The organism is Janthinobacterium kumbetense (assembly GCF_023703445.1).
In the GTDB taxonomy this organism is placed as follows: Bacteria; Pseudomonadota; Gammaproteobacteria; order Burkholderiales; family Burkholderiaceae_D; genus Janthinobacterium; species Janthinobacterium kumbetense.
The window spans coordinates 198,443-224,632 of sequence record NZ_JAMQGR010000006.1 but is presented as its reverse complement, the minus strand read 5'-3'; the positions used below and the strand labels follow the sequence as shown (position 1 = coordinate 224,632).

26 protein-coding genes are annotated in these 26,190 nt (G+C 60.9%); 7 read left to right on the top strand and 19 right to left on the bottom strand.

Features of this window, described 5'->3' with window-relative positions; translation table 11 throughout:
• Position 1 precedes the first annotated feature (1 nt).
• The 3 genes from NCG91_RS18075 to NCG91_RS18065 all read left to right on the top strand — a co-directional run bounded on the left by NCG91_RS18075 (position 2) and on the right by NCG91_RS18065 (position 4,821).
• Complete coding sequence (locus tag NCG91_RS18075; protein ID WP_099666807.1) at positions 2–1,051, top strand: quinone-dependent dihydroorotate dehydrogenase; 1,050 nt, start codon at positions 2–4, stop codon at positions 1,049–1,051.
• A 9-nt stretch (positions 1,052–1,060) separates the two neighbouring features.
• Entirely contained in the window at positions 1,061–2,107 is a 1,047-nt protein-coding gene (locus NCG91_RS18070) for an aldo/keto reductase (protein ID WP_251350682.1), read from the top strand.
• A gap of 296 nt (positions 2,108–2,403) precedes the next feature.
• Positions 2,404–4,821, top strand: coding sequence for a TonB-dependent receptor plug domain-containing protein (locus NCG91_RS18065; protein ID WP_251350681.1), 2,418 nt, complete (start codon positions 2,404–2,406; stop codon positions 4,819–4,821).
• 92 nt (positions 4,822–4,913) lie between these two features.
• Here NCG91_RS18065 and NCG91_RS18060 read toward each other — a convergent pair whose 3' ends face one another.
• The gene (locus NCG91_RS18060; RefSeq protein ID WP_251350680.1) at positions 4,914–5,471 is read right to left on the bottom strand and encodes a PEP-CTERM sorting domain-containing protein; all 558 of its coding nucleotides are present in this window, start codon (positions 5,469–5,471) and stop codon (positions 4,914–4,916) included.
• Between the two features lie 353 nt (positions 5,472–5,824).
• On the opposite strand from NCG91_RS18060, the gene NCG91_RS18055 reads away from it, so the two are divergent.
• Positions 5,825–6,436, top strand: a complete 612-nt coding sequence (locus NCG91_RS18055) for an immunity protein Imm33 domain-containing protein (RefSeq protein ID WP_251350679.1) — start codon at positions 5,825–5,827, stop codon at positions 6,434–6,436.
• On the top strand, positions 6,433–6,786 hold the full coding sequence (locus tag NCG91_RS18050) for an MmcQ/YjbR family DNA-binding protein (RefSeq protein WP_251350678.1): 354 nt from the start codon (positions 6,433–6,435) through the stop codon (positions 6,784–6,786). Before NCG91_RS18055 ends, NCG91_RS18050 begins: the two co-directional genes overlap by 4 nt.
• Here the strand turns inward: NCG91_RS18050 and NCG91_RS18045 are convergent.
• The 8 genes from NCG91_RS18045 to NCG91_RS18010 form a co-directional block, all read right to left on the bottom strand.
• On the bottom strand, positions 6,783–7,715 hold the full coding sequence (locus NCG91_RS18045; protein ID WP_070256667.1) for a CysB family HTH-type transcriptional regulator: 933 nt from the start codon (positions 7,713–7,715) through the stop codon (positions 6,783–6,785). The genes NCG91_RS18050 and NCG91_RS18045 overlap by 4 nt on opposite strands.
• A gap of 12 nt (positions 7,716–7,727) precedes the next feature.
• Entirely contained in the window at positions 7,728–8,798 is a 1,071-nt protein-coding gene (locus NCG91_RS18040) for a sulfate/molybdate ABC transporter ATP-binding protein (protein WP_034747519.1), read from the bottom strand.
• 1 nt (position 8,799) lies between these two features.
• The gene (gene cysW / locus NCG91_RS18035; RefSeq protein ID WP_251350677.1) at positions 8,800–9,726 is read right to left on the bottom strand and encodes a sulfate ABC transporter permease subunit CysW; all 927 of its coding nucleotides are present in this window, start codon (positions 9,724–9,726) and stop codon (positions 8,800–8,802) included.
• Positions 9,723–10,532: a sulfate ABC transporter permease subunit CysT gene (cysT, locus tag NCG91_RS18030; protein ID WP_099408869.1), complete on the bottom strand. Its 810-nt coding sequence runs from the start codon at positions 10,530–10,532 to the stop codon at positions 9,723–9,725. The genes cysW and cysT overlap by 4 nt, the downstream gene beginning before the upstream one ends.
• A 229-nt stretch (positions 10,533–10,761) precedes the next feature.
• The gene (locus NCG91_RS18025; protein ID WP_034785187.1) at positions 10,762–11,400 is read right to left on the bottom strand and encodes a peroxiredoxin; all 639 of its coding nucleotides are present in this window, start codon (positions 11,398–11,400) and stop codon (positions 10,762–10,764) included.
• A 45-nt stretch (positions 11,401–11,445) separates the two neighbouring features.
• The gene (locus NCG91_RS18020) at positions 11,446–12,012 is read right to left on the bottom strand and encodes an RBBP9/YdeN family alpha/beta hydrolase (protein WP_034747509.1); all 567 of its coding nucleotides are present in this window, start codon (positions 12,010–12,012) and stop codon (positions 11,446–11,448) included.
• 53 nt (positions 12,013–12,065) lie between these two features.
• Positions 12,066–13,070: a sulfate ABC transporter substrate-binding protein gene (locus NCG91_RS18015; protein ID WP_099666802.1), complete on the bottom strand. Its 1,005-nt coding sequence runs from the start codon at positions 13,068–13,070 to the stop codon at positions 12,066–12,068.
• Between the two features lie 130 nt (positions 13,071–13,200).
• On the bottom strand, positions 13,201–13,584 hold the full coding sequence (locus NCG91_RS18010; RefSeq protein WP_251350676.1) for a diacylglycerol kinase: 384 nt from the start codon (positions 13,582–13,584) through the stop codon (positions 13,201–13,203).
• A gap of 151 nt (positions 13,585–13,735) precedes the next feature.
• Here NCG91_RS18010 and NCG91_RS18005 point away from each other — a divergent pair, with 151 nt between their 5' ends.
• Positions 13,736–14,515 carry an IclR family transcriptional regulator gene (locus tag NCG91_RS18005; RefSeq protein ID WP_099666800.1) on the top strand — a complete coding sequence of 260 codons (780 nt, stop codon included), beginning with the start codon at positions 13,736–13,738 and terminating at the stop codon, positions 14,513–14,515.
• A 140-nt stretch (positions 14,516–14,655) separates the two neighbouring features.
• Here NCG91_RS18005 and pbpG read toward each other — a convergent pair whose 3' ends face one another.
• From pbpG to NCG91_RS17990, 3 genes are all read right to left on the bottom strand, one after another.
• On the bottom strand, positions 14,656–15,729 hold the full coding sequence (gene pbpG / locus NCG91_RS18000) for a D-alanyl-D-alanine endopeptidase (protein ID WP_099666799.1): 1,074 nt from the start codon (positions 15,727–15,729) through the stop codon (positions 14,656–14,658).
• Positions 15,730–15,906: 177 nt separating this feature from the next.
• Complete coding sequence (locus NCG91_RS17995; protein ID WP_099666798.1) at positions 15,907–16,626, bottom strand: nitroreductase; 720 nt, start codon at positions 16,624–16,626, stop codon at positions 15,907–15,909.
• Positions 16,627–16,651: 25 nt separating this feature from the next.
• The gene (locus tag NCG91_RS17990; RefSeq protein ID WP_370385282.1) at positions 16,652–17,569 is read right to left on the bottom strand and encodes a DMT family transporter; all 918 of its coding nucleotides are present in this window, start codon (positions 17,567–17,569) and stop codon (positions 16,652–16,654) included.
• A gap of 350 nt (positions 17,570–17,919) precedes the next feature.
• Here NCG91_RS17990 and NCG91_RS17985 point away from each other — a divergent pair, with 350 nt between their 5' ends.
• On the top strand, positions 17,920–18,486 hold the full coding sequence (locus NCG91_RS17985; RefSeq protein ID WP_099666796.1) for a phasin family protein: 567 nt from the start codon (positions 17,920–17,922) through the stop codon (positions 18,484–18,486).
• Between the two features lie 133 nt (positions 18,487–18,619).
• On the opposite strand, the gene NCG91_RS17980 is transcribed toward NCG91_RS17985, so the two are convergent.
• The 7 genes from NCG91_RS17980 to NCG91_RS17950 all read right to left on the bottom strand — a co-directional run bounded on the left by NCG91_RS17980 (position 18,620) and on the right by NCG91_RS17950 (position 25,984).
• Positions 18,620–19,339: an ABC transporter ATP-binding protein gene (locus tag NCG91_RS17980; RefSeq protein WP_070256673.1), complete on the bottom strand. Its 720-nt coding sequence runs from the start codon at positions 19,337–19,339 to the stop codon at positions 18,620–18,622.
• Entirely contained in the window at positions 19,336–20,109 is a 774-nt protein-coding gene (locus tag NCG91_RS17975; RefSeq protein WP_099666795.1) for an ABC transporter ATP-binding protein, read from the bottom strand. The genes NCG91_RS17980 and NCG91_RS17975 overlap by 4 nt, the downstream gene beginning before the upstream one ends.
• Before the next feature lie 13 nt (positions 20,110–20,122).
• The gene (locus NCG91_RS17970) at positions 20,123–21,340 is read right to left on the bottom strand and encodes an ABC transporter permease subunit (RefSeq protein WP_251350675.1); all 1,218 of its coding nucleotides are present in this window, start codon (positions 21,338–21,340) and stop codon (positions 20,123–20,125) included.
• Between the two features lie 22 nt (positions 21,341–21,362).
• Entirely contained in the window at positions 21,363–22,292 is a 930-nt protein-coding gene (locus NCG91_RS17965) for a branched-chain amino acid ABC transporter permease (RefSeq protein ID WP_077407985.1), read from the bottom strand.
• Positions 22,293–22,589: 297 nt separating this feature from the next.
• Entirely contained in the window at positions 22,590–23,537 is a 948-nt protein-coding gene (gene ispH / locus NCG91_RS17960; RefSeq protein WP_251350674.1) for a 4-hydroxy-3-methylbut-2-enyl diphosphate reductase, read from the bottom strand.
• Positions 23,538–23,546: 9 nt separating this feature from the next.
• A complete protein-coding gene (locus NCG91_RS17955; RefSeq protein ID WP_070224501.1) occupies positions 23,547–24,002 on the bottom strand; it encodes an FKBP-type peptidyl-prolyl cis-trans isomerase in 456 nt (151 codons plus the stop codon).
• 134 nt (positions 24,003–24,136) lie between these two features.
• Complete coding sequence (locus tag NCG91_RS17950) at positions 24,137–25,984, bottom strand: LamG domain-containing protein (protein ID WP_251350673.1); 1,848 nt, start codon at positions 25,982–25,984, stop codon at positions 24,137–24,139.
• Between the last annotated feature and the right edge of the window lie 206 nt (positions 25,985–26,190).

The following is a 26,190-nucleotide window of genomic DNA, read 5'->3' as shown; positions in this document are numbered from 1 at the left end:
CATGTCTGAAAAATTCCTGTACTCCCTCGCCCGCCCCTTGCTGTTTTCGATGGATGCCGAAGCGGCCCACCATCTCACTCTGCCCGCCCTGAAACGCGCCAGCGCGCTGGGCCTGACGAAGCTGGCCGGCAAACCGGCGGCGGACCCGCGCACGGTGATGGGCATCACCTTCCCGAACCCGGTCGGCCTGGCCGCCGGCCTGGACAAGGACGGCGCCTACATCGACGCGCTGGCCGACCTGGGTTTTGGCTCCATCGAAGTGGGTACCGTCACGCCGCGCGCGCAGGCGGGCAATCCGAAACCGCGCATGTTCCGCCTGCCGCAGGCGCAGGGCATCATCAACCGCATGGGCTTTAACAATGGCGGCGTGGATGCGTTTGTCGCCAACGTGCAGGCGTCGAAGTTCTACCAGAACCGCGCCGGCGTGCTGGGCCTGAACATCGGCAAGAACGCCGACACGCCCATCGAGCGCGCGGCCGACGACTACCTGCTGTGCCTGGAAAAAGTCTACCCCTACGCCAGCTATGTGACGGTGAACATCTCCTCGCCGAACACCAAGAATTTGCGCCAGCTGCAGGGCGCGTCGGAACTCGACGCCCTGCTGTCGCAGCTCAAAGATGCCCAGGCGCGCCTGGCGGACAAGCACAAACGCTACGTGCCGCTAGCCCTGAAAATCGCGCCGGACATGGATGGCGAACAGGTGAAAAGCATCGCCGAGTCGCTCACGCGCCACCAGATCGACGGCGTCATCGCCACCAACACGACCCTGTCGCGCAGCGCCGTCGAAGGCATGCCGCACGGCGCGGAAGCGGGCGGCCTGTCGGGCGCGCCCGTGTTCGAGCTGTCGAACAATGTCATCCGCCTGCTGAAGGCGGAACTGGGCGACGCGCTGCCCATCATCGGCGTGGGCGGCATCATGCAGGGCAGCGACGCCGTGGCCAAGTTCGAGGCGGGCGCGCAGCTGGTGCAGCTGTACAGCGGCCTGATTTACGCCGGCCCCGCGCTGATCAAGGATTGCGCGCGCGCGCTGCACGGCAAGCAGGCCCGCTAAGGACAGCGCATGGAAAAGATCACGCTGGGTACCAGCAGCCTGGAAGTCAGCAGGATCTGCCTGGGCACGATGACCTTCGGCGAACAGAACACGGAAGCCGAAGCGCACAGCCAGCTCGATTACGCGCTGGAACGGGGCATCAACTTCATCGACACGGCCGAGATGTATCCGGTGATGGCCAGCGCGCAAACGCAGGGCAGCACCGAGCGCCATATCGGCAGCTGGCTGAAGAAAAGCGGCAAGCGCGGCAGCATCGTGCTGGCCAGCAAGGTGGCCGGGCCGAATTCGCGCATGCACTGGATACGCAAGGGCAAGACGGACCACGACGCGGTCAACATCCGCGCCGCCGTCGAAGACAGCTTGCGCCGGCTGCAGACGGAGCACATTGACCTGTATCAATTGCACTGGCCCAGCCGCAACCTGCCCATCTTCGGTGCCAGCGTGTACAACCCGCGCAAGGAGCACGCTTGCGTCGCCATCGAAGACACGCTGGCCGTGCTGGGCAAGCTGGTCGAGGAAGGCAAGATCGGCCACATCGGCGTGTCGAACGAATCGTCGTGGGGCGTGTGCGAATACATCAAGCAGGCGGAACTGAAGGGCTTGCCGCGCATCGCCTCCATCCAGAACCTGTACAACCTGACGGCGCGCCATTTCGAGACGAGTTTGCTCGACGAAACCTGCCACCGGGAAAATGTCAGCTTGCTGGCCTACAGCCCGCTGGCGTTCGGCCAGCTGACGGCGAAATACCTCGACGATCCGCAAGCCAAGGGCCGCCTGACGCGCTTTCCGGCCGGCTGGAGCCCCCGCTACGTGCGCCCCGCCACCATCGCGGCCGCCGGCCGGTATGCGGCGCTGGCCCGCGCGCACGGCTTGACGCCGGCGCAGCTGGCGCTGGCCTGGTGCTACACGCGCTGGTTCGTGGCCTCGACCATCATCGGCGCCACCAGCGTGGAGCAGTTGCAGCAAAATATCGACGCCCATCAAGTCACCCTGTCGCCGGAACTGGTGGCGGCCGTCGACGCCATCCACGCCAGTGCGCCCAATCCGGGGCAGTAACCGCCCTGCGTCTGGCGGCGCATGCCGCCGCCAGGCTCCCCCCCTCTCCTCGCAATAGTCGTATTTATACAACAGCTGGCAATTTACTGCTGTGCAGCATTGCGGCCTTGCCTTGCCCGGCCGTATGCTGGAAACGAGGCCATATGCGCTACTCGCGCCATGTTGACGTGTTTCAGATATTTATTGCATATCGATAGACAGAACGATTCGTAAGCACGCCACGTGCCCACTGTTAATCTGATTTCATCGTCGGACCGCCATGGTCCGCGTAACCACCAACCGAAGAGATATCGTCGATGAGTTCAAGCAACGCCCGCTCCCAGCTTCCCGCCCTGCCCGTGAAAACCGTTATCGCCGCCAGCCTGATCGCCTGCTTCAGCCTGCCCATGCAGGCGCAAGCGCAGCAAGAGCTGCCGGCCGAAGGCGAATTGCAATCGGTGGTTGTCACCGGCACCTTCGCCAAGAACCGCCGCACCATCGATTCCGAATCGCCGATCGACATCCTCACCTCGCGCGACCTGCAAAGCACGGGCTCGGCCGAACTGGCCACCGTGCTGGCGCGCCTGCTGCCATCGATGAACTTCCCCCGTCCGACGGGTGCCGATGGCAGCGACGCCGTGCGCCCTGCCCAGCTGCGCGGCCTGTCGCCCGACCAGACCCTGGTGCTGGTGAACGGCAAGCGCCGCTACACGTCGGCCGTCGTCAACGTCAACGGCACCCTGGGCCGCGGCTCGGCGCCTGTCGACCTGAACGCCATCCCCCTGGCCGCCATCGACCACGTGGAAGTGCTGCGCGATGGCGCGGCGGCCCAGTACGGTTCCGATGCGATCGCCGGCGTGATCAACATCATTCTGAAAAAAGGCGCGGCCGGCGGCGACATCGAAGTGGGCTATGGCCAGACGCAGGAACGCGACGGCAAGCAGAAATCCATCAAGGGTTCGGCCGGCTTCGCCCTGGGCGACGACGGCTGGGTGCGCGTCTCGGCGGAAGTGGCCGATCGCGGTCCCACCAACCGCGCCGGCCGCGATTTCAGCAACCCGCTGGAACCGCGCTACGGCAAGGTCAACCTGCGCTACGGCGATGCCGAGAGCAAACCGGCTACCGTCTTCATCAACAGCGAATACCATCTTGGCGACAACCTCGACTGGTATGCCTTCGGCGGCTACGGCCAGCGCGACACCTCGGCCGGCGCCACCTGGCGCGCAGGCCTGGTGAAGGACAAAAATGGACAATACGTCACGCGCTCGTCGATCTTCCCCGAAGGCTTCCTGCCGATCCAGAACAGCACCCTGACCGACCAGTCGCTGGTGACAGGCTTGCGCGGCGAAGCGGCCGGCTGGCGCTGGGATGCCAGCCTGAATTACGGCAGCAACAAATTCAAGCTGGATCTCGACAATACCGTCAATTTCGACCTGGCTGCCGCCAGCCCCACGCACTTCTATGTGGGCTCGCTGAAAAATGAACAGACCGTCCTGAATCTCGACGCGGCGCGCGAATTTCCCGTCGCTTACTTTACGGGGCCGCTGACGGTGGCCGTGGGCGCCGAAGCGCGCCATGAAAAATACACGATCGGCGCTGGCGAGCAAGCATCGTATACCGGTACCGGTTCGCAGGGCTTTGCCGGCTTCCGTCCCGAAAATGCGGGTAGCCACAGCCGCCACAATGAATCGATCTACGTCAACCTGGAAGCGGAAGCGACGAAAAAACTGTCCGGCGGCGTGGCCCTGCGCCATGAGCGCTACAGCGATTTCGGCAGCACCACCTCGGCCAAGGGTTCGGCCCGCTATGCCTTCACGGACGCCCTGTCCCTGCGCGGCACCGTGTCGAGCGGCTTCCGCGCGCCATCGCTGGCGCAGCAGTACTACACCATCACCACCACCAACTTCCAGGTCATCAATGGCACGAATACGGCCATCGAAACGGGCACCTTTGCCGTCAACACGCCGCAGGCGCGCGCACTGGGCGCACAAAACCTGAAAGCGGAGAAAGCCCGCAACTACAGCCTGGGCCTGCAATTCCAGCCCACGCGCAACTTCACGACGACGATCGACGCCTACCGCATCGACATCGATGACCGCATCCTGTTTTCCTCCAATCTGATACTCAGCACTACTTTGAAAAACATCCTCGCCGCGCAAGGCACGCCGGTGGGTGCAGGACGCTATTTCACCAACGCCGTCGATACGCGCACGGAAGGCGTGGACATCGTCAGTACCTACCGCATCGACTTGCAGGACAAGGACCGCCTGGACTTGACCGTGGCCTACAACCACAACAAGACCTCGGTACAGAAACTGGCGGACAATCCGGCCATCCTGACGGCCAACGACCTGAAACTGATCGACCGCCAGACCATCCAGCGCGCCACCGTCGGCTCGCCGAAGGACAAGTTCAGCCTGGCCGCCGACTACAGCGTCGGCATCTGGAATGCACATGGCGTCGTAACGCGCTACGGCAGTTTCATCGTGCCGCAAAACAATGTCCTGCAAGACCAGCATTACGATCCGCAATGGGTGCTGGACGTATCCGGTTCCGTGAAACTGGGCAAGAACTGGCGCTTGGTGGCAGGTATCGACAACGTCACCAACCGCTATCCTGACCAGGTCACCAGCGTGGGCAACTTCAACAATGGCGGCACCCAGCCGTACAGCGGCTTCGCGCCGAACGGCTTCAACGGCCGCTATTACTACGCCAAGGCCGGCTATAGCTGGTAAATGGCGCTCTGCCATGCAAAAAGCCTGGAACGCATCGCGTTTCCAGGCTTTTTTTTCATGCGTCAGCGCATGCGCCCGCAGGCGCTGCAGGCTCAGGCGCGGCGGCGGCGCGCGACAAATCCGACCAGGCCCAAGCCCAGCATCAGCATGCCGTAGGTCGCTGGCTCAGGCACTGCCGAAACCGAATTGAACGCGCGGAAATTGCTCAGGCCACGCGGCAGGTTGGCAATGCTGACAACCGTATTGGCGGCCAGCGGCGTGTCCCAGTGGAACAACAGTTCGCCACGGCCATAATGCACGGCCAGGTAGTCAAAGCTGGAGTTGACGGTGAACGAACCAGAGTTGCTGCTGGCCAAGTCGCCCTGGGCGGCAAAGACCAAGGAGCCGGTACCGCTGGACGGCAGGCCAAACGTGCTGCTGACCAAACTCTGGATGGCGGCCGCGCTTTGCGCGCCGGGCGGGTTGGCGCCGTCATAGACCCAGACCGAGTCCGCTGCCACGCTGCCATAGGTGACGGTCTTGCCGCCCACCGAAAAGCCCGTCATGGCAGGATCGGTGATTTCCACCCAGCTCGCCGCCTGGGCCAATGGCGCCAGGCAAGCCGCAGCGGTCAGGCAAAGACCCAGCAACGCGCGTTTGGTCATGTTCATATATTCCCCTGATATAAATATTTCAATAATTGCAATTTTAATTATTTTTCTATCACTCTCACATCGCAGAGCAAAAGATATCATTCAGGAAATCGAAATACAATAAAAGAAACAATTTTTACCATTGGCATTTTCAATTGGCCTTATCGATTTATGGCCGGTGCCGGCTATCGCGGGGCATGCAGCCCTCCCTGCCATGTCCGGGCGCCGCTCCTGGCAGCAGGATTGTTGTAGATCGGCACATGCCAGATAGCGGTGTAGCCCTGCGGCAACGGCAAGCCGGCAGGTAGGCGTGGTCATCCTGGCACGCAATCGGCTACCATGGGTGTTACTCTTCTTGATAACGGATCACCATGCCCAGCTGGCACCTGGCCGACGCCGCCGAACTGGCGGCGCGCCATCCCTACACCTTCTACAAATCGCCGCCCGAGGCCATCGCCCAGGTGCGCCCCGGCGAGGTGGTCAAGCTGATCTTCGCCTTCCACAGCGACGATCCGCAGGCGCCGGGCGCCGAGCGCATGTGGGTGCTGGTCGACACAGTCGAGCCGCACGGACACTTCACCGGCAAGCTCGACAACACGCCAGGCTACATCCGTGATCTGCAAGCCAAAGACCCCGTCGCCTTCGCGGCACGCCACATCATCAATACGCAGCACGACGATGACGATAACCTCGTCAACCGCTATGCGGGCCTGTGCTTCGTGACGAAAAAAGTGCTGGAAGACGGCGCGCCTGTCGGCTACCTGTACCGCGAGGAACCGGACAACGACGACGACAGCGGCTGGCGCTTCACGGCCAACGATGAAAGCGACGACTACATCAACGACAGCGCCAACGTGGCCCTCGTGTCGCTGGGCGCCGTGCTCGGCGTGGATGACCGTTTCATTGCGCTGCTCGACGCACCCGCCGGCGCGGCCTATGCCTTCGACCATAACACCCAACAATTCATGGCGGTTGACGAATGACAAGTGATGAACTGAAAGACGTTTGCGCGGCCCTGCCCGGCGCGCAAGCCGTGCTGTACGGCCCGCCGTCGAACATCCTCGTGTATGAAGTGAGCGGCAAGAAGTTTGCCTATTTTAAGACCAGCGCACCCGAGCAGTGGCGCTTCAGCCTGCGCGCCAGCGCCGGGCGCTTCATCGAACTGACGGACATGCCCGGCGTGAAACCGGCCCGTTACATGGGCCGCTTTCACTGGGTGACCATCGTCGACGTGGCGCACTTCCCGGCCGATTACCTGGCGGAACTGGTGCAGGATAGCTACGCGCGCGCCGTGGCCAGCCTGACGCGCGCGCAAAGGGCGGCCATCGCCTAGAGGGCGTCCTCGCCCGCCATCGCGCGGTCGATGTCTTCGCGCGTCAAGTCCGGCGCCAGCTGTAGGATGAACTCGTAGGCGTAGGCGCGCAGGTAGGCGCCGCGGCGCACGGCCAGGCGCGTCGTGTTGGTGGCGAACAGATGCGACGCTTCCACGGCCCGCAGCCCCTTGTCGCGGCCATGGTCGAAGGCCATCGAGGCGACGATGCCCACGCCCAGGCCCAGCGCCACGTATTGCTTGATGACGTCGGAATCCATGGCCGTCAGGATGATATCGGTCGCCACGCCTGCCTTGGCAAAGGCGTCGTCGATATGCCCGCGCCCCGTGAAACCCTTGTCGTAGGTAATCAGCGGATACTTCGCCAGGTCTTCCAGGCGGATGGGCGAGTGCTCGAGCAGCGGATGGCCGTCGGGCACGACGATCAGATGGCTCCAGCGGTAGCACGGGAACGACACCAGGTCGGGGAACTGGCTCAAGCCTTCCGTGGCGATGCCGATATCGGTCTTGCCGGACAGCACCCATTCCGCAATGTGCTCGGGCGCGCTTTGTTGTAGCGCAATACGCACGTCGGGGAAGGCGGCGCGGAAGCTCTGCACCACTTTCGGCAGCGCATAGCGCGCCTGCGTGTGCGTGGCCGCCACGGACAAGGTTCCGCTGGTCTGGCCGCTGTATTCGAGGCTGGCCTGCTGCAGGTTTTCCGCCTCGATCAAGAGACGGTCGACGATCTTCAGGATGCCCTTGCCCGGCTCCGTCAAGCCCGTCAAACGCTTGCCGTTGCGCTCGAAAATCACCACGCCCAGCTCGTCTTCGAGTTCGCGGATTTGCCGGCTCACGCCCGGTTGCGACGTGAACAGGGCGTTGGCCACTTCCGTCAGGTTATAGCCGCGGCGGGCCGCTTCGCGGATCGATCGCAATTGTTGAAAGTTCATGGCTATCCTGTATCAAGTTCGGGTGGGTTCAACAAATACATGGAGACGTTTCGGGCGGACAACCAATGTCTCGCCTTCCTTCAGCTGCAGGTGGGTAAAACGCTCGTTCGACATCACCGCTTCGATCAGTTCGCTGTTATCCACGCGCTGCAAGTCCAGCTGGGCCAGCGGGCCGATCGCATGGGCGCGGCTCAGTTTCACGACGATGCCTTCCGCGCCCTGCGTGTAGCGGTCGATTTCCAGGTCGTGCGGACGTACATAGGCAGTGCCCTTGCTGTCGCTCACGCCTGCGTAGTCGGGCACCTCGAAACTGGCGTCGCCCGTGGCCATCACGCCGTCATGCACGCGGCCGTGGAACAGGTTGACGTTGCCGAGGAAGCCATACACGAACGGCGACGCGGGGTGGTTATAGACTTGCTCTGGGGAACCGAGTTGCTCGACCGTGCCCTTGTTCATCAGTACGACCTGGTCGGCCACTTCCAGCGCTTCTTCCTGGTCATGCGTGACGAAAATACTGGTGACGTGCAAGTCGTCATGCAGGCGGCGCAGCCAGCGGCGCAATTCCTTGCGCACCTTGGCATCCAGGGCGCCGAACGGCTCGTCCAGCAGCAGCACGCGGGGCTCGACGGCCAGCGCGCGCGCCAGGGCGATGCGCTGGCGTTGCCCGCCCGACAATTGCGGCGGATAGCGGTCGGCCAGCCAATCGAGCTGCACCAGCTCCAGCAAATCTTTTACTTTACGGCGGATCTGGTCTTCCGACGGGCGCTCGCTGCGCGACTTCACGCGCAAGCCGAAGGCCACGTTCTCGAACACGGTCATGTGCTTGAACAGGGCATAGTGTTGAAACACGAAACCGACCTGGCGCTCGCGCACATGGCGGTTCGACGCGTCTTCCGCGTCCAGCAGCACCTGGCCGCTGTCCGGATGTTCCAATCCAGCAATAATGCGCAGCAAGGTTGTCTTGCCGCAACCGGACGGGCCCAACAAGGCCGTCAGTTCGCCGGCTGGAAAGTCCAGCGAGATATTGTCGAGGGCAACGAAATCGCCGAAGCGCTTGTGGATGTTTTTAACTGCGATGGTCATATCAGTGCTCCGTGGAACGTAAGGCGGAATCGTCGGCGTTGCTCTCGTTCAAACGCCACTCAATGAAAGCTTTCAAGGCCAGGGTCACCAGCGCCAGCAGGGCCAGCAGGGAGGCGACGGCAAACGCGGCGGCGAAGTTGTACTCGTTGTACAGAATCTCCACCTGCAGCGGCATGGTGTTGGTTTCGCCACGGATATGGCCCGAGACGACGGACACGGCGCCGAACTCGCCCATGGCGCGGGCGTTACACAGGATCACGCCATACAGCAGCCCCCACTTGATATTTGGCAAAGTCACGCGGCGGAAGGTATTCCAGCCCGAGGCGCCCAGCACGATGGCGGCCTCTTCCTCTTCGCTGCCCTGCGACTGCATCAGCGGAATCAATTCACGCGCCACGAACGGGAAAGTGATGAAGATGGTGGCCAGCACGATGCCGGGCACGGCGAACAGGATCTTGATGTCGTGCGCCTGCAGCCACGGGCCGAACCAGCCCTGGGCGCCAAACATCAGCACATAGATCAGGCCGGAAATCACGGGCGAGACGGAAAACGGCAAGTCGATCAGGGTCAGCAAGATGCTCTTGCCGCGGAATTCGAACTTGGCGATGCACCAGGAAGCGGCCACGCCGAACACCAGGTTCAGCGGCACGGCGATGGCGGCCGTGATCAGGGTCAATTTAATGGCGGAAATCGCGTCCGGGTCGATGATGGCGGCGATATACGCTTCCCAGCCCTTCTTGAACGCTTCCGCGAACACGGCCACCAGGGGCACGATCAGGAACGCCGTCAGGAACAGCAAGGCGACGGTGATCAGGACGGTGCGTACCCACAACGGTTCCAGCACGACGGGGCCGACATTCGGCTCGAAGCGGCGCACTGCCGGGCGCGCATTGTCCACGCCAGCGACGCTAGTCGTATTCGTACTCATGATTTCTTCGCCTTTCCGCGCGTCCATGCTTGCAGCAGGTTAATCGTCAACAACAGCAGGAAAGACACCACCAGCATCACCACGGCGATGGCCGTGGCGCCTGCGTAATCGTATTGTTCCAATTTGGTAATAATGAACAGCGGCGTGATTTCCGACACCATCGGCATATTGCCGGCGATAAAGATCACGGAACCGTACTCGCCCGTGGCGCGGGCAAACGCCAGCGCAAAGCCCGTCAGCAAGGATGGCAGGATCGTGGGGAAGATGACGCGGATAAACGTTTGCAGCGAATTGGCGCCCAGGCTGGCGGCCGCTTCTTCCAGTTCCTTTTCCGCGTCTTCCAGCACCGGTTGCACGGTACGCACGACAAAGGGCAAGCCGATGAAGGTCAGCGCCACCACCACGCCCAGCGGCGTGAACGCCACCTTGATGCCCAGCACGCCTTCGATGAACTGGCCGAACCAGCCGTTCGACGAATACAAAGCCGTCAGGGTGATGCCGGCCACGGCCGTCGGCAAGGCGAACGGCAAGTCGACCAGCGCGTCGATGATGCGCTTGCCGGGGAATTTATAGCGCACCAGCACCCAGGCCAGGATGCCGCCAAACACCACGTTCAACAGGGCGGCGATCAGCGAAGCGCCAAACGTCAGGCGGTACGACGCCATCACGCGGTCGGACGTCACGGCGCTGAAGAAGGCGTCCCATGTCATGGTGAAAGTTTTCAGGAACACCGACGACAGCGGAATGAGAACGATCAAGGCCAGGTAAAAGAGCGTGAAGCCCAGTGACAGCTTAAACCCCGGCATGACCCGAAACGGCGCTCCGCGCGCCTTGAGCGGTGCTGCTGATGCTGCAGACATAGAAACTCCTTCTTATTACATTTTTGAGTTATAGAGTGCAATAATCACATGCATTCGTTATAAAAAGAACTAACCATTTCTCATTTGCTTAGATGGATTTTGCATACTTGCCGATGGAAATGCTGGGCGAAAAAAAACGCACCGGTGAGGTGCGTTTTTATTGGAGTGGCAACTTTTATTTGTTTGGCTGCGGCGTCAAACGGAGATAGGGCTTGGCTGCCGTAAATCCCTTCGGATATTTCTGCTTGATCACGTCCGGGTCTTGCACCGTCAATGGAATGATGACGTCGTCGCCATCTTTCCAGTTGCCGGGCGTGGCCACCGTGTAGCCGTCCGTCAGTTGCAGGGCGTCGATGACGCGCAGGATTTCATTGAAGTTGCGGCCAGTGCTCAGCGGATACGTGAGGATCAGGCGTACCTTTTTGTTCGGGTCGACGATGAAGACGGAACGCACGGTGGCCGTGACGGACTGTTCCGGGTGGATCATGTCGTACAGCACCGATACTTTCTTGTCGACGTCGGCGATGATGGGGAAGCCCACCACCGTGTTTTGCGTCTCTTCGATATCCTTGATCCAGCTCTTGTGCGACTCGGCCGCATCCACGGACAGGGCGATGGCCTTCACGTTGCGCTTGTCGAATTCCGGCTTGAGCTTGGCCGTCAAGCCCAGTTCCGTCGTGCACACGGGGGTAAAGTCGGCCGGGTGGGAAAACAGCACCACCCAGGAATTGCCCGCCCACTCGTGGAACTTGAGGGGGCCGATCGAGCTGTCTTGTTCAAAATCAGGGGCGACATCGCCCAGGCGTAAAGTCATCGTGATCTCCTTGAGAGGTTGTGTGGCAATGGGATGTGCGTCGAATCAGGCTGCCTGACGGTGGCGTTTGTCGCTTTGCGCCAGATCAAACAGTGTTTGCAGTTGCGCCTGGCCATATACCCAGTCACCAAGGCGCGACTCGGCGTTGATATGGCCCAGCGCACCGCCATCAATATACTTGCAATTCCAGCGCCGTGCCCACTGCGCCGCGTGTTCGGCCGTCATCCACGGATCCGTCTGGCTGGCGATCAGGATGCCGGGGCAAGGCAGCCGCTTTTGCGGCAAGGCCTTGGCCACGCCAAACTTGTCGGGATCGGCCGGCCCCACCAGCAGCACGCCGGCCACGCCCTGCGGGTCGCGGGCCAGGCTGTGCGCCGTCGTCAGGCAGCCGAAGCTGTGGGCGACGATCAGGGTAGGACGCGCATCCTGCCGCCGCACCTGGTCCAGGCGCGCCGACCAGGTGGCCAGGTCGGGAGCGTTCCAGTCGTCCTGCTCGACCCGCTCGAATTGCGGATACAGGCGCTGCCAGCGGCTCTGCCAATGCTCGGGACCGCTGTTATGCAAGCCCGGCACGATCAGTACCCGGTAATCGGAAAAGCTGCGCAGCGCCATGATGTGTCCTTGCGTGATCGATTCCGGCAAGCGTTGCCGCCTGCCGGTGAAGATTACTTCGGCTGATAGATCTGGTCGAAGATGCCGCCGTCGGCAAAGTGCGCCTTCTGTGCTGCCGTCCAGCCGCCGGCCACTTGCTCGATGGTGAACAGGTTGACCTTGGCGAACTGCGACGCGTATTTCTTCGCCGCCTTGTCCGTTGCCGGACGGTAGTAGTTCTTGGCGATAATGTCTTGCGCTTCGTCCGTGTACAGGTAGTTCAGGTAAGCCTCGGCCACCTTGCGCGTGCCGTGCTTGTCGGCAAACTTGTCGACGACGGCGACGGGCGGCTCGGCCAGGATGCTGACGGATGGGGTGATGATGTCGAACTTGGTCGGGCCCAGTTCCTTGACGGCCAGGTAAGCCTCGTTTTCCCAGGCGATCAGCACGTCGCCGATACCCCGTTCCACGAAGGTGGTGGTGGCGCCGCGCGCGCCGGAATCGAGCACGGGTACATTTTTATACAGTTTGCCGAGGAAATCCTTGGCTTTGGCTTCGTTGCCGCCCGGCTGGCGCAAGGCATAACCCCACGCGGCCAGATGGTTCCAGCGGGCGCCGCCCGAGGTTTTCGGGTTCGGCGTGATGACGGACACGCCCGGCTTGATCAAGTCATTCCAATCCTTGATACCCTTCGGGTTGCCCTTGCGCACCAGGAACACGATGGTCGAGGTGTAAGGCGAGCTGTTGTGCGCCAAACGCTTTTGCCAGTCGGCGGCCAGCAGCTTGTGCTCGGCCAGCGCGTCGATGTCGTAGGCCAGGGCCAAGGTGACCACGTCCGCTTCCAGGCCGTCGATGACGGCACGCGCCTGCTTGCCGGAACCGCCGTGCGATTGCTTGATCTTGACGTTGTCGCCCGTCTTGCCTTTCCACTCCTTGGCAAACGCCGTATTCACATCCTGGTACAGCTCGCGCGTCGGGTCGTATGACACGTTGAGCAGGGTGATATCGGCAGCCTGCGCCGTTTGCAGAAGGGCAAACGCGCTGATGGCGGCGGCAGTGATGATTTTTTTCGACAGCATCTAAGATCCCCGTGTGGTTGAACTTTCAGAGCCACCAGATTACGGCGCTATGGCCGCAAAGAGAACGAAGCGTTTCGCCGTTTGATATACATTTTTCGTATATGGACGGCGCGCAACGGGGATAAAGCGGTTAATAGAAACGGTTGAACAGCACCACGGCCCACGCTGCAAAAGCCAGGATGCAGGTCAGCAGCACGGCCGCGCTGCCGAAATCCTTGGCGTTCTTCGACAGCGGATGGCGGTCCAGCGAGATGCGGTCGACCACGGCTTCGATGGCGGAATTGATCAGTTCGACGATCAGCACCAGCAGCAGCACGCCGATCAGCACCAGTTTTTCAAAGGCGGAGATGCGCAGCAGCAAAGCGATCACGGTGCCGACGACGAACAAACCGAGTTCCTGGCGGAACGCGTGTTCATGGCGCCAGGCCGCTTTCAAGCCATCGAGCGAGTAGAAAAAAGCGGAAAAAATCCGTTTCAAGCCACTTTTACTTTTGAATTCGTTTACAGGTTGCATAGTTTTCCATATGTAAAGCAGGCGCAGTGGGCACATTATGGGGGCGACATGGCAGTGTGACCATTTATTCGCTGAATATCTCGGAACATTTCACTATTTTTTCACATCATGGTATAAAGAAGCATGAATACTGCATTGCACCAAATCCATCATGAAAATTGAACCGGTCGCTGCCCCGAAGACGACGATCCAGGTGATCGAACGCATGGTCGCCCTGCTCGATGCCCTGGCCAAATATTCCGACCCGGTCAGCCTGAAGGAATTATCCAAGGTTTCCGGTTTGCACCCCTCGACGGCGCACCGCATCCTCAACGACATGGTGCTGACGCGCTTTGTCGACCGCATCGAACCAGGCACGTACCGGCTGGGCATGCGCCTGCTGGAACTGGGCAATGTGGTGAAAAGCCGCCTCAGCGTGCGCGAAGCGGCGCTGGACTTCATGCGCCAGCTGCACAAGAAAACCCAGCAAACCATCAACCTTTCCGTGCGCCAGGGCGACGAGATCGTCTACATCGACCGCGCCTTTTCCGAGCGTTCGGGCATGCAGGTGGTGCGCGCCATCGGCGGCCGCGGTCCGCTGCACCTGACCTCGACGGGCAAGCTGTTCCTCTCCGTGGACGAGCCGAAAGCCATCCGCGCCTACGCCACGCGCACGGGACTGGCCGGACACAACAAGAATTCCATCACGGATCTGCAAAAACTCGAGCGCGAGCTGAGCCTGGTGCGCGAGCGCGGCTATGCGCGCGACAATGAAGAGCTGGAGCTGGGCGTGCGCTGCATGGCGGCCGGCATCCGCGACGATACAGGCAAGCTGATCGCCGGCCTGTCGATCTCGGCCCCGGCCGACCGCCTGCAGGATGAGTGGCTGGTGGATCTGGTGGAAACGGCGAACCAGATTTCCGTCACATTAGGTTATATCCCGCAAGACTGAGAACGCCTGACCAAACCTGCTGCGCGGCGCGCTTTGCGGCCTGCGATGCTCACCGTACTAGAGTACGGTTGCGCTTCTTAGCCACAAATCACTACCGCTCGCGACGGTTTTGTCAGGCGTCGTGACGACAACTTTCTGCATTAACCACCAGGCAGGCTCATGTTGGCTGGTTTCAAGGCTTCCAGCCACTTGCGCATGCGTCCCGCATCGGCCGTACGCGACTGTTTCCCCTTGGAATCAAGGAAGACCATGATCACGGCCCGTCCTTCGATGACGGCCTGCATCATCAAACAACGTCCCGCCTCATTGATGAAGCCCGTCTTTTGCAAGCCGATTTCCCAGCCCGGATTGGCCACCAGGTGATTCGTATTGCCAAACTGCATGGGCTGGCCGCTGGCTTCGACGATGGCTTTCGGGTCCGTCGAGTACTCGCGCAGCAGCGGATGGCGGAAGGCGGCCATGGCCAGCTTGCCCAGGTCGCGCGCGCTGGCCACGTTCATCTTCGACAAGCCGCTGGAATCGACGTAATGCGTATCCATCATGCCCAGCTGGCGCGCCTTGCTGTTCATGGCGTCGACAAACGCCGGCAAGCCGCCCGGATAATTGCGGCCCAGCGCCGAGGCGGCGCGGTTTTCCGAGCTCATCAGGGCGATGTGCAGCATATTCGCGCGCGTCAATTGCGAACCTACTTTCAGGCGTGAGCTGCTGAACTTGGCGCGGTCGACGTCTTCGTCCGTGATCGTCAGCAACTCATCCATGTCCTGGCGCGCTTCGACCACCACCAGGCCCGTCATCATCTTGGTGATGGAGGCGATGGGCAGGGCCACATTGGAATTCTTTTCAAACAGCACTTCCGCATTCGCCTGGTCCAGCACCAGCGCCACGCTGGACTTCAGGTCGAGCGGATCGCGCGTCAGGTTCAGGCCGGCCAGGTCGCCCATGGTGGGCATCGGTGCGGCCATGGGCACGGCCACGCTGCTGACTTTTTGATAGATGACCTTGCGTTTGCCGCGCACCATGACGACCCGGCGCACGGTCTTTTCGCGCGGCGCGGCCGTCGCGCCCTTGCGCAGCACGACTTTGATTTTCTTGGTGTTGTGTTTCTTCGAGGCTGAGGATTTGCCGTTCGCTTCCTTGGCGTGCACGGCCGCAGCCGGCGCCAGTGCAAACAGCAGGGAAGCCAGGATACCCAGCGCAAGTTTAAACTTAGCCATTCGATAATTCCCCGTGAAGCTGTTGCCTTATTGCAGTGTAGCGAAATGCAGAGCAATCGCAAGCCTATTTAACAGTTAGGACAGTATTTATTGCAGCAATGAAATACAAATCGTTGGCGATCAGCAAACAAACTCATCCTTAACCGGCTGTTTTTCTCCGCCCGTCGCCAGCAATGTCTATTTGTCCATGAATTTAACAAAGCCGGCCAGCGGCTCGCGCTCCGTGTTCAGGCGGTTCTCGACCTTGTCCGGGTCGGCATAGCCGAGGGCCATGCCGCACACCACCATTTCACCGGCCGGCACGCCCAGTTCGTCGCGGATGATGTCATGGTAATGGATGAAGGCCGCTTGCGGGCACGTGTCGAGTCCCCGCGCGCGCGCCGCCAGCATGATGTTTTGCAAAAACATGCCGTAGTCGAGCCAGGAACCCTGTTCCAGTACCCGCTCGATGGTAAAGATCAGGCCCACGGGCGCATCGAAAAACTGGAAATTGCGCCCATGCTGGGCCGCCATGCCGGCCGTGTCGCCCCGCTCCAGGCCCAGCAACTGGTACAGGTCCAGGCCGATCTTGCGGCGGCGCTCGATGAACGGCGCCGTCCACTGGCGCGGGTAATAGATATATGAGGCCGTGCGCGCGGGCGCATCGGGCGCCTTCGGCGCGGCATAGGCGGCCAGGATGCGCTGCGACAGGCGCAGGCGGGCCTCGCCCGACAGCACATACACTTTCCACGGCTGCATGTTGGCGCCCGAAGGCGCGCGCGCCGCCACTTCCAGAATGCGCGCGATCTCGTCCTGCGCCACCGGCGTGGGCAAAAAGGCGCGGATGGAACGGCGCGACAGGATGACGCTATCGACGGCTTGCTGCGCCGCTGGTGTTTCCAATGCTTGCTTGTTCACTGCCCTGCTCTCCCGCTATAGCTTATTATTTCTTGACCACGAACACCACACCGACCACGGCCACCAGCATGCCGGCGATGCCTAACATATTAAAGGCTTCGCCAAACATCAGCCAGGCCATCACGGCCGTCGTGGGCGGCGTCAGGTACAGCAAGCCCGTCACCTTCGTCGCATCGCTGCGGCGGATCAGTGCGAACAGCAGGAAGATGGCGCCGATGGACAGCACGAGCACCGACCACAGCAAGGCGCCGATAAAATTCGCCGTCCATTGAACATTGCTAAAATGCAAGTCCAGTCCTTCGTAATACAGGGCGAATGGCAAGACCACCACGATGGAAGCGGCAAACTGCACCACCGTGCCGGTGCGCAAGTCAAAGTGCGGACAGTGGCGTTTTTGGTACATGGTGCCGGCCGTCATCGACAGCAGCGCGAACACGCACAGCAGCACGCTTTCCACGGTCAAGCCCACGAGGTTGATCTTCGCATACACGACGAGGGCCACGCCCAGCAAGCCAAAGAACAGGCCCAGCCACTGGCGCGGGCGCACGGATTCGCCGATCAGGGGCGCGGCGCAGGCCGTCAACACGGGCTGCATGCCGACAATTAGCGCAGACAGGCCGGCCGGCATGCCCAGCTTGATGGCGCACCACACGCCGGCCAGGTAGCCGGCCTGCATCAGGATGCCGGCCACGGCGATCTGGCGGAATTGGCCCACGGGCCACGGCGCGCGCAACAGCAGCACCAGCGGCAACAAAATGACCAGCACGCCCAGGAAGCGCAGCAGCAAAAAGGTCAGCGGCGGCGCATACGGCAAGCCGAACTTGGCCACAATAAAACCTGTGCTCCATAACAACACAAAGAAGCCGGGCAAGGCCATCGGCGCCACAGTGGTCAGGAAAGAGGCTTTGCCGCTGGCGCCAGCCGCGGCGGGAAGATTGGACATGGTATCGACTCGGGAAACGGGATCGGCACCGGGGCGTTGCCCAGTGCGGGAGGCAAAGTCTAGCATGCTGCGCCGCGATCGTCCCCGCAGGCACTGGAAACGATAGTTTAAGCACAAACCATTAACAGGTAGAAATCAAATATTTCTCTTTAGAAACAATGACTTTTGATGCAAATCTATTCAATTGTTGCATCGCACAAGAATCGCTTGACTTACGTTTTTTTCGCCGTAGAATAGGGTTTGTTGCGTTGCACAATTCTTGTTCAGCTTGAAAAATTTAGATTCACCTGCTTTCCCAAACGGTACACGCAGCATCAAATTAACCAGATTTCGATTTTTTGGAGATTTATATGTTTTCAATTCCTGAGCAATTTTCGTCCGCTACCAAAGCCAACCTGGAAGCCCAATTCGCCCTGTTCTCGTCGCTGACGGGCAAGGCCTTCGAAGGCATCGAAAAGATCGTCGAACTGAACCTGACCGCTGCCAAGGCAACGCTGGAAGAATCGACCGCCGCCGCCAAGCAATTGCTGTCGGCAAAAGATCCACAAGAATTCTTCTCGCTGGCCTCTGCCCAAGCCCAGCCTGGCGCCGAAAAAGCCATCGCTTACGGCCGTCACCTGGCTGCCATCACGTCGGGCACGCAAGCCGAATTCAGCAAAGCTGCTGAATCGCAAATCGCTGAAACCAACCGTAAAGTCCTGTCGCTGGTGGAAGAAGTCACCAAGAACGCACCAGCCGGTTCGGAAAACGCCGTCGCCATCCTGAAAAGCGCCATCGGCAACGCCAATGCAGGCTACGAGCAATTCTCGAAAACCAGCAAGCAAGCCGTCGAAGCCATCGAAGCGAACCTGACGTCGGCCGTGAACCAGTTCACGCAAGCGGCTGAAAAAATCGTGCCGCGCACTGCCGCCAAGTAATTATCAAGCGGCCGCCACGGCGGTCTGCTGTTACCAGCTCCTCCAGGCATCCATCCCGCACTTCCCCGACGGATGCCATTATGCCCCAGCCCAGCTGGGGCATTTTTTATGCCTGAACACTTCCCGAACGCGCTTACTCGCCCAGATACGCCGCCTTCACGCGCGGGTCGTCGAGCATGGCGGCCGCGTTGCCGCCCATGGTGACCAGGCCGGAATCCATCACATAGCCGCGGTGCGCCGCCTGCAGGGCCAGGCGGGCATTCTGTTCGACCAGCAAGATCGTGATACCTTCGGACGACACCTTGCGGATCACCTCGAAGATTTTCTCGACCATGATGGGCGACAGGCCCATCGACGGTTCGTCGAGCAGCAGCAGCTTCGGATGGCTCATCAGGGCGCGCGCCATAGCCAGCATCTGCTGCTCGCCGCCGGACAGGGTGCCGGCCATCTGCGCCGCCCTTTCCTTCAGGCGGGGAAACACGTCGAACCAGCGGGCGATGTCGTCCTCGACGCCCGCCTTGTCCGTGCGCGTGTAGGCGCCCATCATGAGGTTTTCGCGGATCGACATGCGGGTAAACACGCCCCGCCCCTCCGGCACCATGGCCAGTTTCCGTTCCACCAGGTGGAACGATTTCGTGCCCTTCAGCGATTCGCCCAGGTAGCTGATCGTGCCCTCGATCTTGCAGGCAGGCAAAGTGCCCGTGATGGCTTTCAGGGTCGTCGTCTTGCCGGCGCCATTCGCGCCGATCAGGGCGATCAGCTCGCCCTCGTTGACTTCCAGGTCGATGCCTTTCACCGCCTTGATGCCGCCGTAGGCCACGTGCAGGCCCGCCACCTTCAATATATTGCTCATGCGTGCGATCCCCCCAGGTAAGCCTCGATGACGGCCTGGTTTTGTTGTATTTCGGCCGGCAAGCCTTCTGCGATGCGCTTGCCATATTCGAGCACCGTGATGCGGTCGCACAGCCCCATCATCAGTTTCACGTCATGCTCGATCAGGAGCACGGTCTTGCCTTCCGCCTTGATTTTCACCAGCAACTCGCGCAAGGCCAGCTTTTCCGTCGCGTTCATGCCGGCCGCCGGCTCGTCGAGCGCCAGCAGAGTCGGGTCCGTGGCCAGCGCGCGGGCGATTTCCAGGCGCCGCTGGTCGCCATACGACAAAAAGCGCGCCGTGCGGTTGGCGAACTGGGCGATGCCGACGAAATCGAGCAACTCCATGGCCCGCTTGCGGATGGACGCCTCTTCCTCGCGCGCCGCCTTGTGGCGGAAGATGGCGCCGAAGACGCCCTGGTGCGAGCGCACGTGGCGTCCCACCATGACGTTTTCCAGCGCCGTCATGTCGCCGAACAGACGGATGTTCTGGAAGGTGCGCGCGATGCCCGCCTTCGCCACCTGGTGCGGCGCGGACGGCGAATACGGCTTGCCGGCCAATTCGAAGGTGCCCGTGTCGGGCTGGTACAGGCCCGTGATCACGTTGAAAAACGTCGTCTTGCCGGCGCCGTTCGGGCCGATCAAGCCATAGATCTGGCCCTGGCGGATGGTGATGCCCACGTCGGTGAGCGCCTGCAAGCCGCCGAAACGCTTGTTTACGCCGGCGATATTGAGAATGATCTGTTCGCTCATATGATTCCCTCCCTTAAGCGGACACGACGCCTGTGGATTTGTTCGGCTGGTCCACATCGTGGTCGGGCCGGTCTTCGTGCTTCGGCGATGGCCACAGTCCCGCAGGACGATTGAGCATGATCAACACCATGGCCAGGCCGTACAGCAGCTGGCGCAGCACTTCCGCCTCGATCACCACGTGGCCAAACAGCGCCTGCTGGGCCGGTTCCACCACATGGCGCAGCACTTCCGGTATCGAGGCGAGGATCACGCCGCCGAGGATCACGCCGGGAATATGGCCGATGCCACCCAACACCACCATGGCCAGCACGGCGATCGATTCCGTCAGCGAGAACGATTCCGGCGAAACAAAGCCCTGGAAGGACGCAAACATGGCGCCAGCCACGCCGCCGAACGAGGCGCCCATGGAAAAGGCCAGCAATTTGACGTTGCGCGTGTTGATGCCCATGGCCTTGGCGGCGATCTCGTCTTCGCGGATGGCCACCCAGGCGCGGCCCAGGCGCGAATGCTGCAAGCGCTTGGTGACGAACACGACGGCGATGCACAGGAAGAGGAACAGGAAGTAATAAGCGTTGACGGACGGCATGGAAAAACCGGCCACCGTCACGGTGCTGTTCGTGCCCGCCTCGCCCGCCAGATTGACGCCGAAGATGCGGATCGGGTCGATCAAATTGATGCCTTGCGGACCGTTCGTGAAATTGATCGGATCGTTCAAATTGTTCATGAAGATGCGGATGATCTCGCCAAAGCCCAGGGTCACGATGGCCAGATAGTCGCCGCGCAGTTTCAAGGTGGGCGCGCCCAGCAGGGCGCCGAACAGGCCTGCCACGGCAGCGGCCAGCGGCACGATGATCCAGATCGACAGGTGGATGCCGTTTTCGCGGATTTCCGGGCCCATCAGCTGCACCAGGGATGCACCCAGCACCGGATACTGGTTCACCACCGATTCGAGCAGGATGGCGAACTGGGGCGACGCCAGCAAGGCCGTCAGGTAGGCGCCCACGGCATAGAAGGCGATGTAGCCGAGGTCGAGCAAGCCGGCGAAGCCGACGACGATGTTCAAGCCCAGGGCCAGCATGATGTACAGCAAGGCCATGTCGATGATGCGCACCCACGAGTTGCCGAACTGCGCGGCAAAAAACGGGAACACCATCAGCAGCGCGGCCAGGCCCAGCATGCCGGCGTAGGCTTTGGTCGGATTTTTCTTAGCGTCAAAATCGAGTAGTGCCATGATTCAGTCTCCCAGTTTCACATCAGGCACGGTCGGCCACGCGTTCGCCCATGATGCCGGACGGGCGCAGGGTCAGCACGATGATCAGCACGACGAAGGCAAAGATATCCTGGTAGTGGCTGCCCAGGAAGCCGCCCGTGATGTCGCCGATATAGCCGGCGCCCAGGCTCTCGATAATGCCCAGCAAGACACCGCCCAGCATGGCGCCGTAGATATTGCCGATGCCGCCCAGCACGGCCGCGCAGAAGGCTTTCAAGCCGGGGATGGCGCCCATGGAGAACTGGATGGACGCGTAATTGGCGCCCCACATCACGCCCGCCACGGCGGCCAGCGCGGCGCCGATGGCAAAGGTGGCGACGATGACCTTGTCGGAATCGACGCCCATGAGGCCCGCCACGCGGGGATTTTCCGCCGTGGCGCGCATGGCGCGGCCCATTTTCGTTTTTTCCACCAGCAACACCAATCCGCCCATCGACAGCGCGGCCAGGGCCAGCAGCAGTACTTGCGTTTGCGAAATCACGGCGCCCCCTATGTTGATGGGATCCGTCGACAGCAATTGCGGGAAAGGCAAGGGATTGCGCGTCCAGATCATCATGGCGAAGGTTTGCAGCAGGATGGAGACGCCGATGGCGGTAATCAGGGGGGCGAGGCGGGGGGCGTTGCGCAGGCGGCGGTAGGCGACCCGCTCGATGATGATGTTGACCAGAATACAGATGGGAATGGCGCCGAGGATGGCGGTGGCCAGTTTCAGATAGCCGGGCCAGTCCGGTACATAGATGCCCAGCAGCTTGAGAATGCTCAAGCCCACCATGGCGCCGATCATGAGCACGTCGCCGTGGGCGAAGTTGATCAGATTCAAGACGCCATACACCATTGTGTAACCGAGGGCGACTAAGGCATACATGCTGCCCAACACCAAGCCGTTGATGATCTGCTGGATGAATGTATCCATGATTGCCCTATCAAATATGCATTTTTCGGGAACAACTTCCGCCAGAACATGGGTCGCTGATACAAAAACGGCACCGGAGGAAGAATTCCTGCAGTGCCATCCCTGGACCGTTCTCACCAGCATGGTGCACGCACTCAAAAAGGGCGTGACCTTGCTTAGTCATAACGACAACATATTCAAGCTTGAGGCAATCATAACGATCTTTTGCAAAAACTAAACTTGGAATAAATCGATCATTTCCGAATTAAATTCGGTTTTGAGGTAACTATTTCATCGATACTCAACAACCGTACAGACTCAGGCGACGTCGCGCTTGATGCCATCAAGGCCTTTCGGCATCGGGAACGTGACGGCTTCCTGTACGCCGTCGAGCGGGCGCACGCTCTTCACGCCGCACTCCTTCAAGCGGTCGATGACGGCTTGCACCAGCACCTCGGGCGCCGAGGCGCCGGCCGTCACACCCACGCGCAGCTTGCCTTCCAGCCAGGCGGGATCGATTTGCGAGGCATTGTCGACCATGTAGGCAGGCGTGCCCATCTTCTCGGCCACTTCGCGCAAGCGGTTCGAATTCGAGCTGTTCGGGCTGCCCACGACGATCACCACTTCCACTTGCGGGGCCATGAATTTCACGGCTTCCTGGCGGTTGGTGGTGGCGTAGCAGATGTCGCCTTTTTTCGGCTCGGCGATATTCGGATATTTCGCTTTCAAGGCCGCAATAATGTCGCTAGTGTCGTCAACTGACAACGTTGTTTGCGAAACATAGGCCAGGCTTTCCGGATTGGCAACTTGCAATTTCGCCACATCGTCGAGTGTTTCCACCAGATGCATGCCCATATCGGCCTGACCCATCGTGCCTTCCACCTCGGGATGGCCATCGTGGCCGATCATGATGATCTCGCGGCCTTCGCGGCGCATCTTGCTCACTTCCATGTGCACCTTGGTAACCAGCGGGCAAGTGGCGTCAAAAATGCTCAGGCCGCGCGATTCCGCCTCGGCGCGCACGGCTTTCGACACGCCATGCGCGGAAAACACGAGCGTATTGCCTGCAGGCACGTCATCGAGGTCGTCGATGAAGATGGCGCCCTTGTTGCGCAAGTCGGCCACCACATAGGCGTTGTGGACGATTTCATGGCGCACATAGATCGGTGCGCCAAATTGCTGCAGGGCGCGCTCGACGATTTCGATCGCCCGGTCGACGCCAGCGCAAAAGCCGCGGGGCTGGGCCAGTAACAGTTCCTTATCCATCGCTACTCCTTACAGGACCGAGATGAGCTTGACTTCAAAACGCAGCGGCTGGCCAGCCAGCGGATGGTTGAAGTCGAACAGGGCCGAGTCCTCGCGCATTTCGCGCAGCACGCCGGCAAAACGGCCGCCGCCCGGCGCGGCGAAATCGACCAGGTCGCCGATCTTGTAGTCGGCGCCCGGCACGGAGTTCTCGTCCAGCGTGGCGCGCGAGACGGACTGCACCAACTCGGGATTGCGCTCGCCGAAACCTTCGCCGGCCGCCAGCTCGAACGTCTGGTGCGTGCCTTCAGGCAAGCCCAGCAAGCGCTGCTCGAGGAACGGCGCCAGCTGGCCCTGTCCCAGCATCAAGGTCGCGGGATTGCCGCTGAAGGTCGTGACAATGTCAGTACCGTCAACAGTGGCAAGACGATAATGCAGGGTGAGGTAAGCCGCTTCGGTGACGACTGCTGGTTGCTCGTTGGACATAGTAGTTTTCAAGTAACTGGTGCAAAACGATATTGTAAGCCACCCTGAGCCAGCGCGCCCCATGCCATCTCGGCGCGGCCATGCTTTTGTCAAAAAACATGGCCGCGCAACACATCCGACGTCGAATCGACGAATCAGACGTTGACGTACGTCAACCCGCCCGCCGTGCTGGCGTGGTTGCCGAAGCCGGAGCTGTCTTCCAGGTTGCCGTCGAGCTTCCAGCGCCCTACGGGCCGGTGCACGATGCCATACTGACCATAGTCATACACTTCCTTCGGCGTCAGCACGCGGTCGTACAGGATGACGTCCGACAACTGCCAGGCTGGCGCGCCCTGCTCCTGCGCATCCACGGTGCGGCCGATCACCAGGGGCGCGCCGATGGCCTGCACGAATGGCGTCACCATCTTGCTGCCCTGCGACATCAGGAAATCGTCGACGTACAGGCTGATGGAACCATCATGCTTGACGGTGTAGGTGCAGCGAAACCAGCGGTTGGCGCCATCCACGTTCACGCCGTGACCATTGTTATTAAAGCCCGCACCGGCACTGTTGCGCAGGAACAGGAACGTCTGGATATCCTGCGTCAGCAGCGTCCATCCTTTCAGGTTCGCCTGACGCGCGACAAAAGCCCCGCCCCGGCCCACCATCGTGGAAAATGCCTGCTGCCGGATGCAATACGACAGCGAAAAATCGGCGCTCTCGTAGCGCGCGGATGACGGCACGGTGAGCAGGAGGCCAGGCTGGAATTGCAAGGTTTTCATGACGCCGAAGCAAGGCGTGGGCGGCGCCTGACGGACGGCGTCGTCGCCGCGCAAGGCGTCCCAGACGGCCTTGCGTCCGTTGCTGTAGGCGGGTGTTTCCACCAGGTTCAGACCGTCGTCTTGCATGGGCTTGCCGCCGTTCCAGTCCCAATAGCATGCCAGTTGCACGCCCGTACGGCGTATGGCGCTCAGCAAGGCGTGCAAGTTGTCTTGCCGTTCGGTATCTTGCAACGCCTGCTCCTGCTTTTCCGACAGGCAAAAGCTGCCAAGGTAATACGGTTTGCCCAAGGCCTTGGCCGCGCGCTGCATCACTTGCAGGTAAGCGAGCGAAGACGAGACGAAGTCGGCCGGCAAATCCGCGCTGTTGTCCAGGGCGCTGCTCACATATTCATTACCCAGAAACAGGTTTTCACAAAGGCAGTCGACCGGGTCCGGATTCATCAATGGTAGGGTTTCCGTGACGTATTGCTGCAAAGAGCCTTGCCGGGGCCAAGTATGGGCAATGCCCGCGTTACCGGAAGAAATCATGCGCGCCAGGCCATCGTTGTCACGCAGCAATTGCGCCGTTTCCTGGATGATTTCCCGGCAAGCGCTCAAGCTCATATCCGTCACGCCCTTCAGTTCCTGCGCAGCCATCCAGGCGGCGATGCCGGCATGGTTGCTGTAGTGCTGCGCAAAAGCCTGTGCAAAGGCACGCATGTAGCGGCGTGTTTTCGACTGCAGATTGGCCAGTGCGACGCGCGCGGCGGCGGCCTGCTCGTCTTTTGTAGCACCCGCAGGGCCCGCCTCGCCCACCAGTTGCGGCACGGCGTAGGGATTCCAGAATGGGCAGGCGATGATGCCGATGCCATTGGCCAGCGCGCAATCGAGCAGCGCCTGGATCGCGGCCCAGTATGCGGGCTTGATATTGAGTGCGGTCAGCGTGTTGTCGGTTGCGAAATCGGGCTTGCCTACGACCTCGCCCCAGTTCCAACCGCCCTCCTTGCCGTTGAAAGGCGCCAGCATCACCTGGAGGTACTTGAAGCCGTTGGCCGCAAGATACGGAAAATCGGTGCTGTAATCAGGATTCTTCACGTCCGGCGTCAGCGGTGCGGTAACGCTCCAGTTGCGGTGTTCCAGATACGCGTGCGCATTGAGGCCGATGCCGCTGACCTTGCCCGTGTTGACGCCAGCGGTGTTGAACTCTTGCATGACTCCATTGATAACTTTGATGTACGGCATGACGACTCCTGTAAAACAAGTGGAAGACATTGAGTTCAGGGCCCTGACTCCCCATCTCTGCAACTTGCATGGAATGCAACGACAGGCAAATCATAGCGCCTGAAAATGGCCAGGCCGGGCATCTTGGTTTTTGTTTTTTTCATATGATTCGCCATGAAGACGAGCTAGCGCAGCATGGCCGCCCGGGGAAGGCGCGACAATCATCG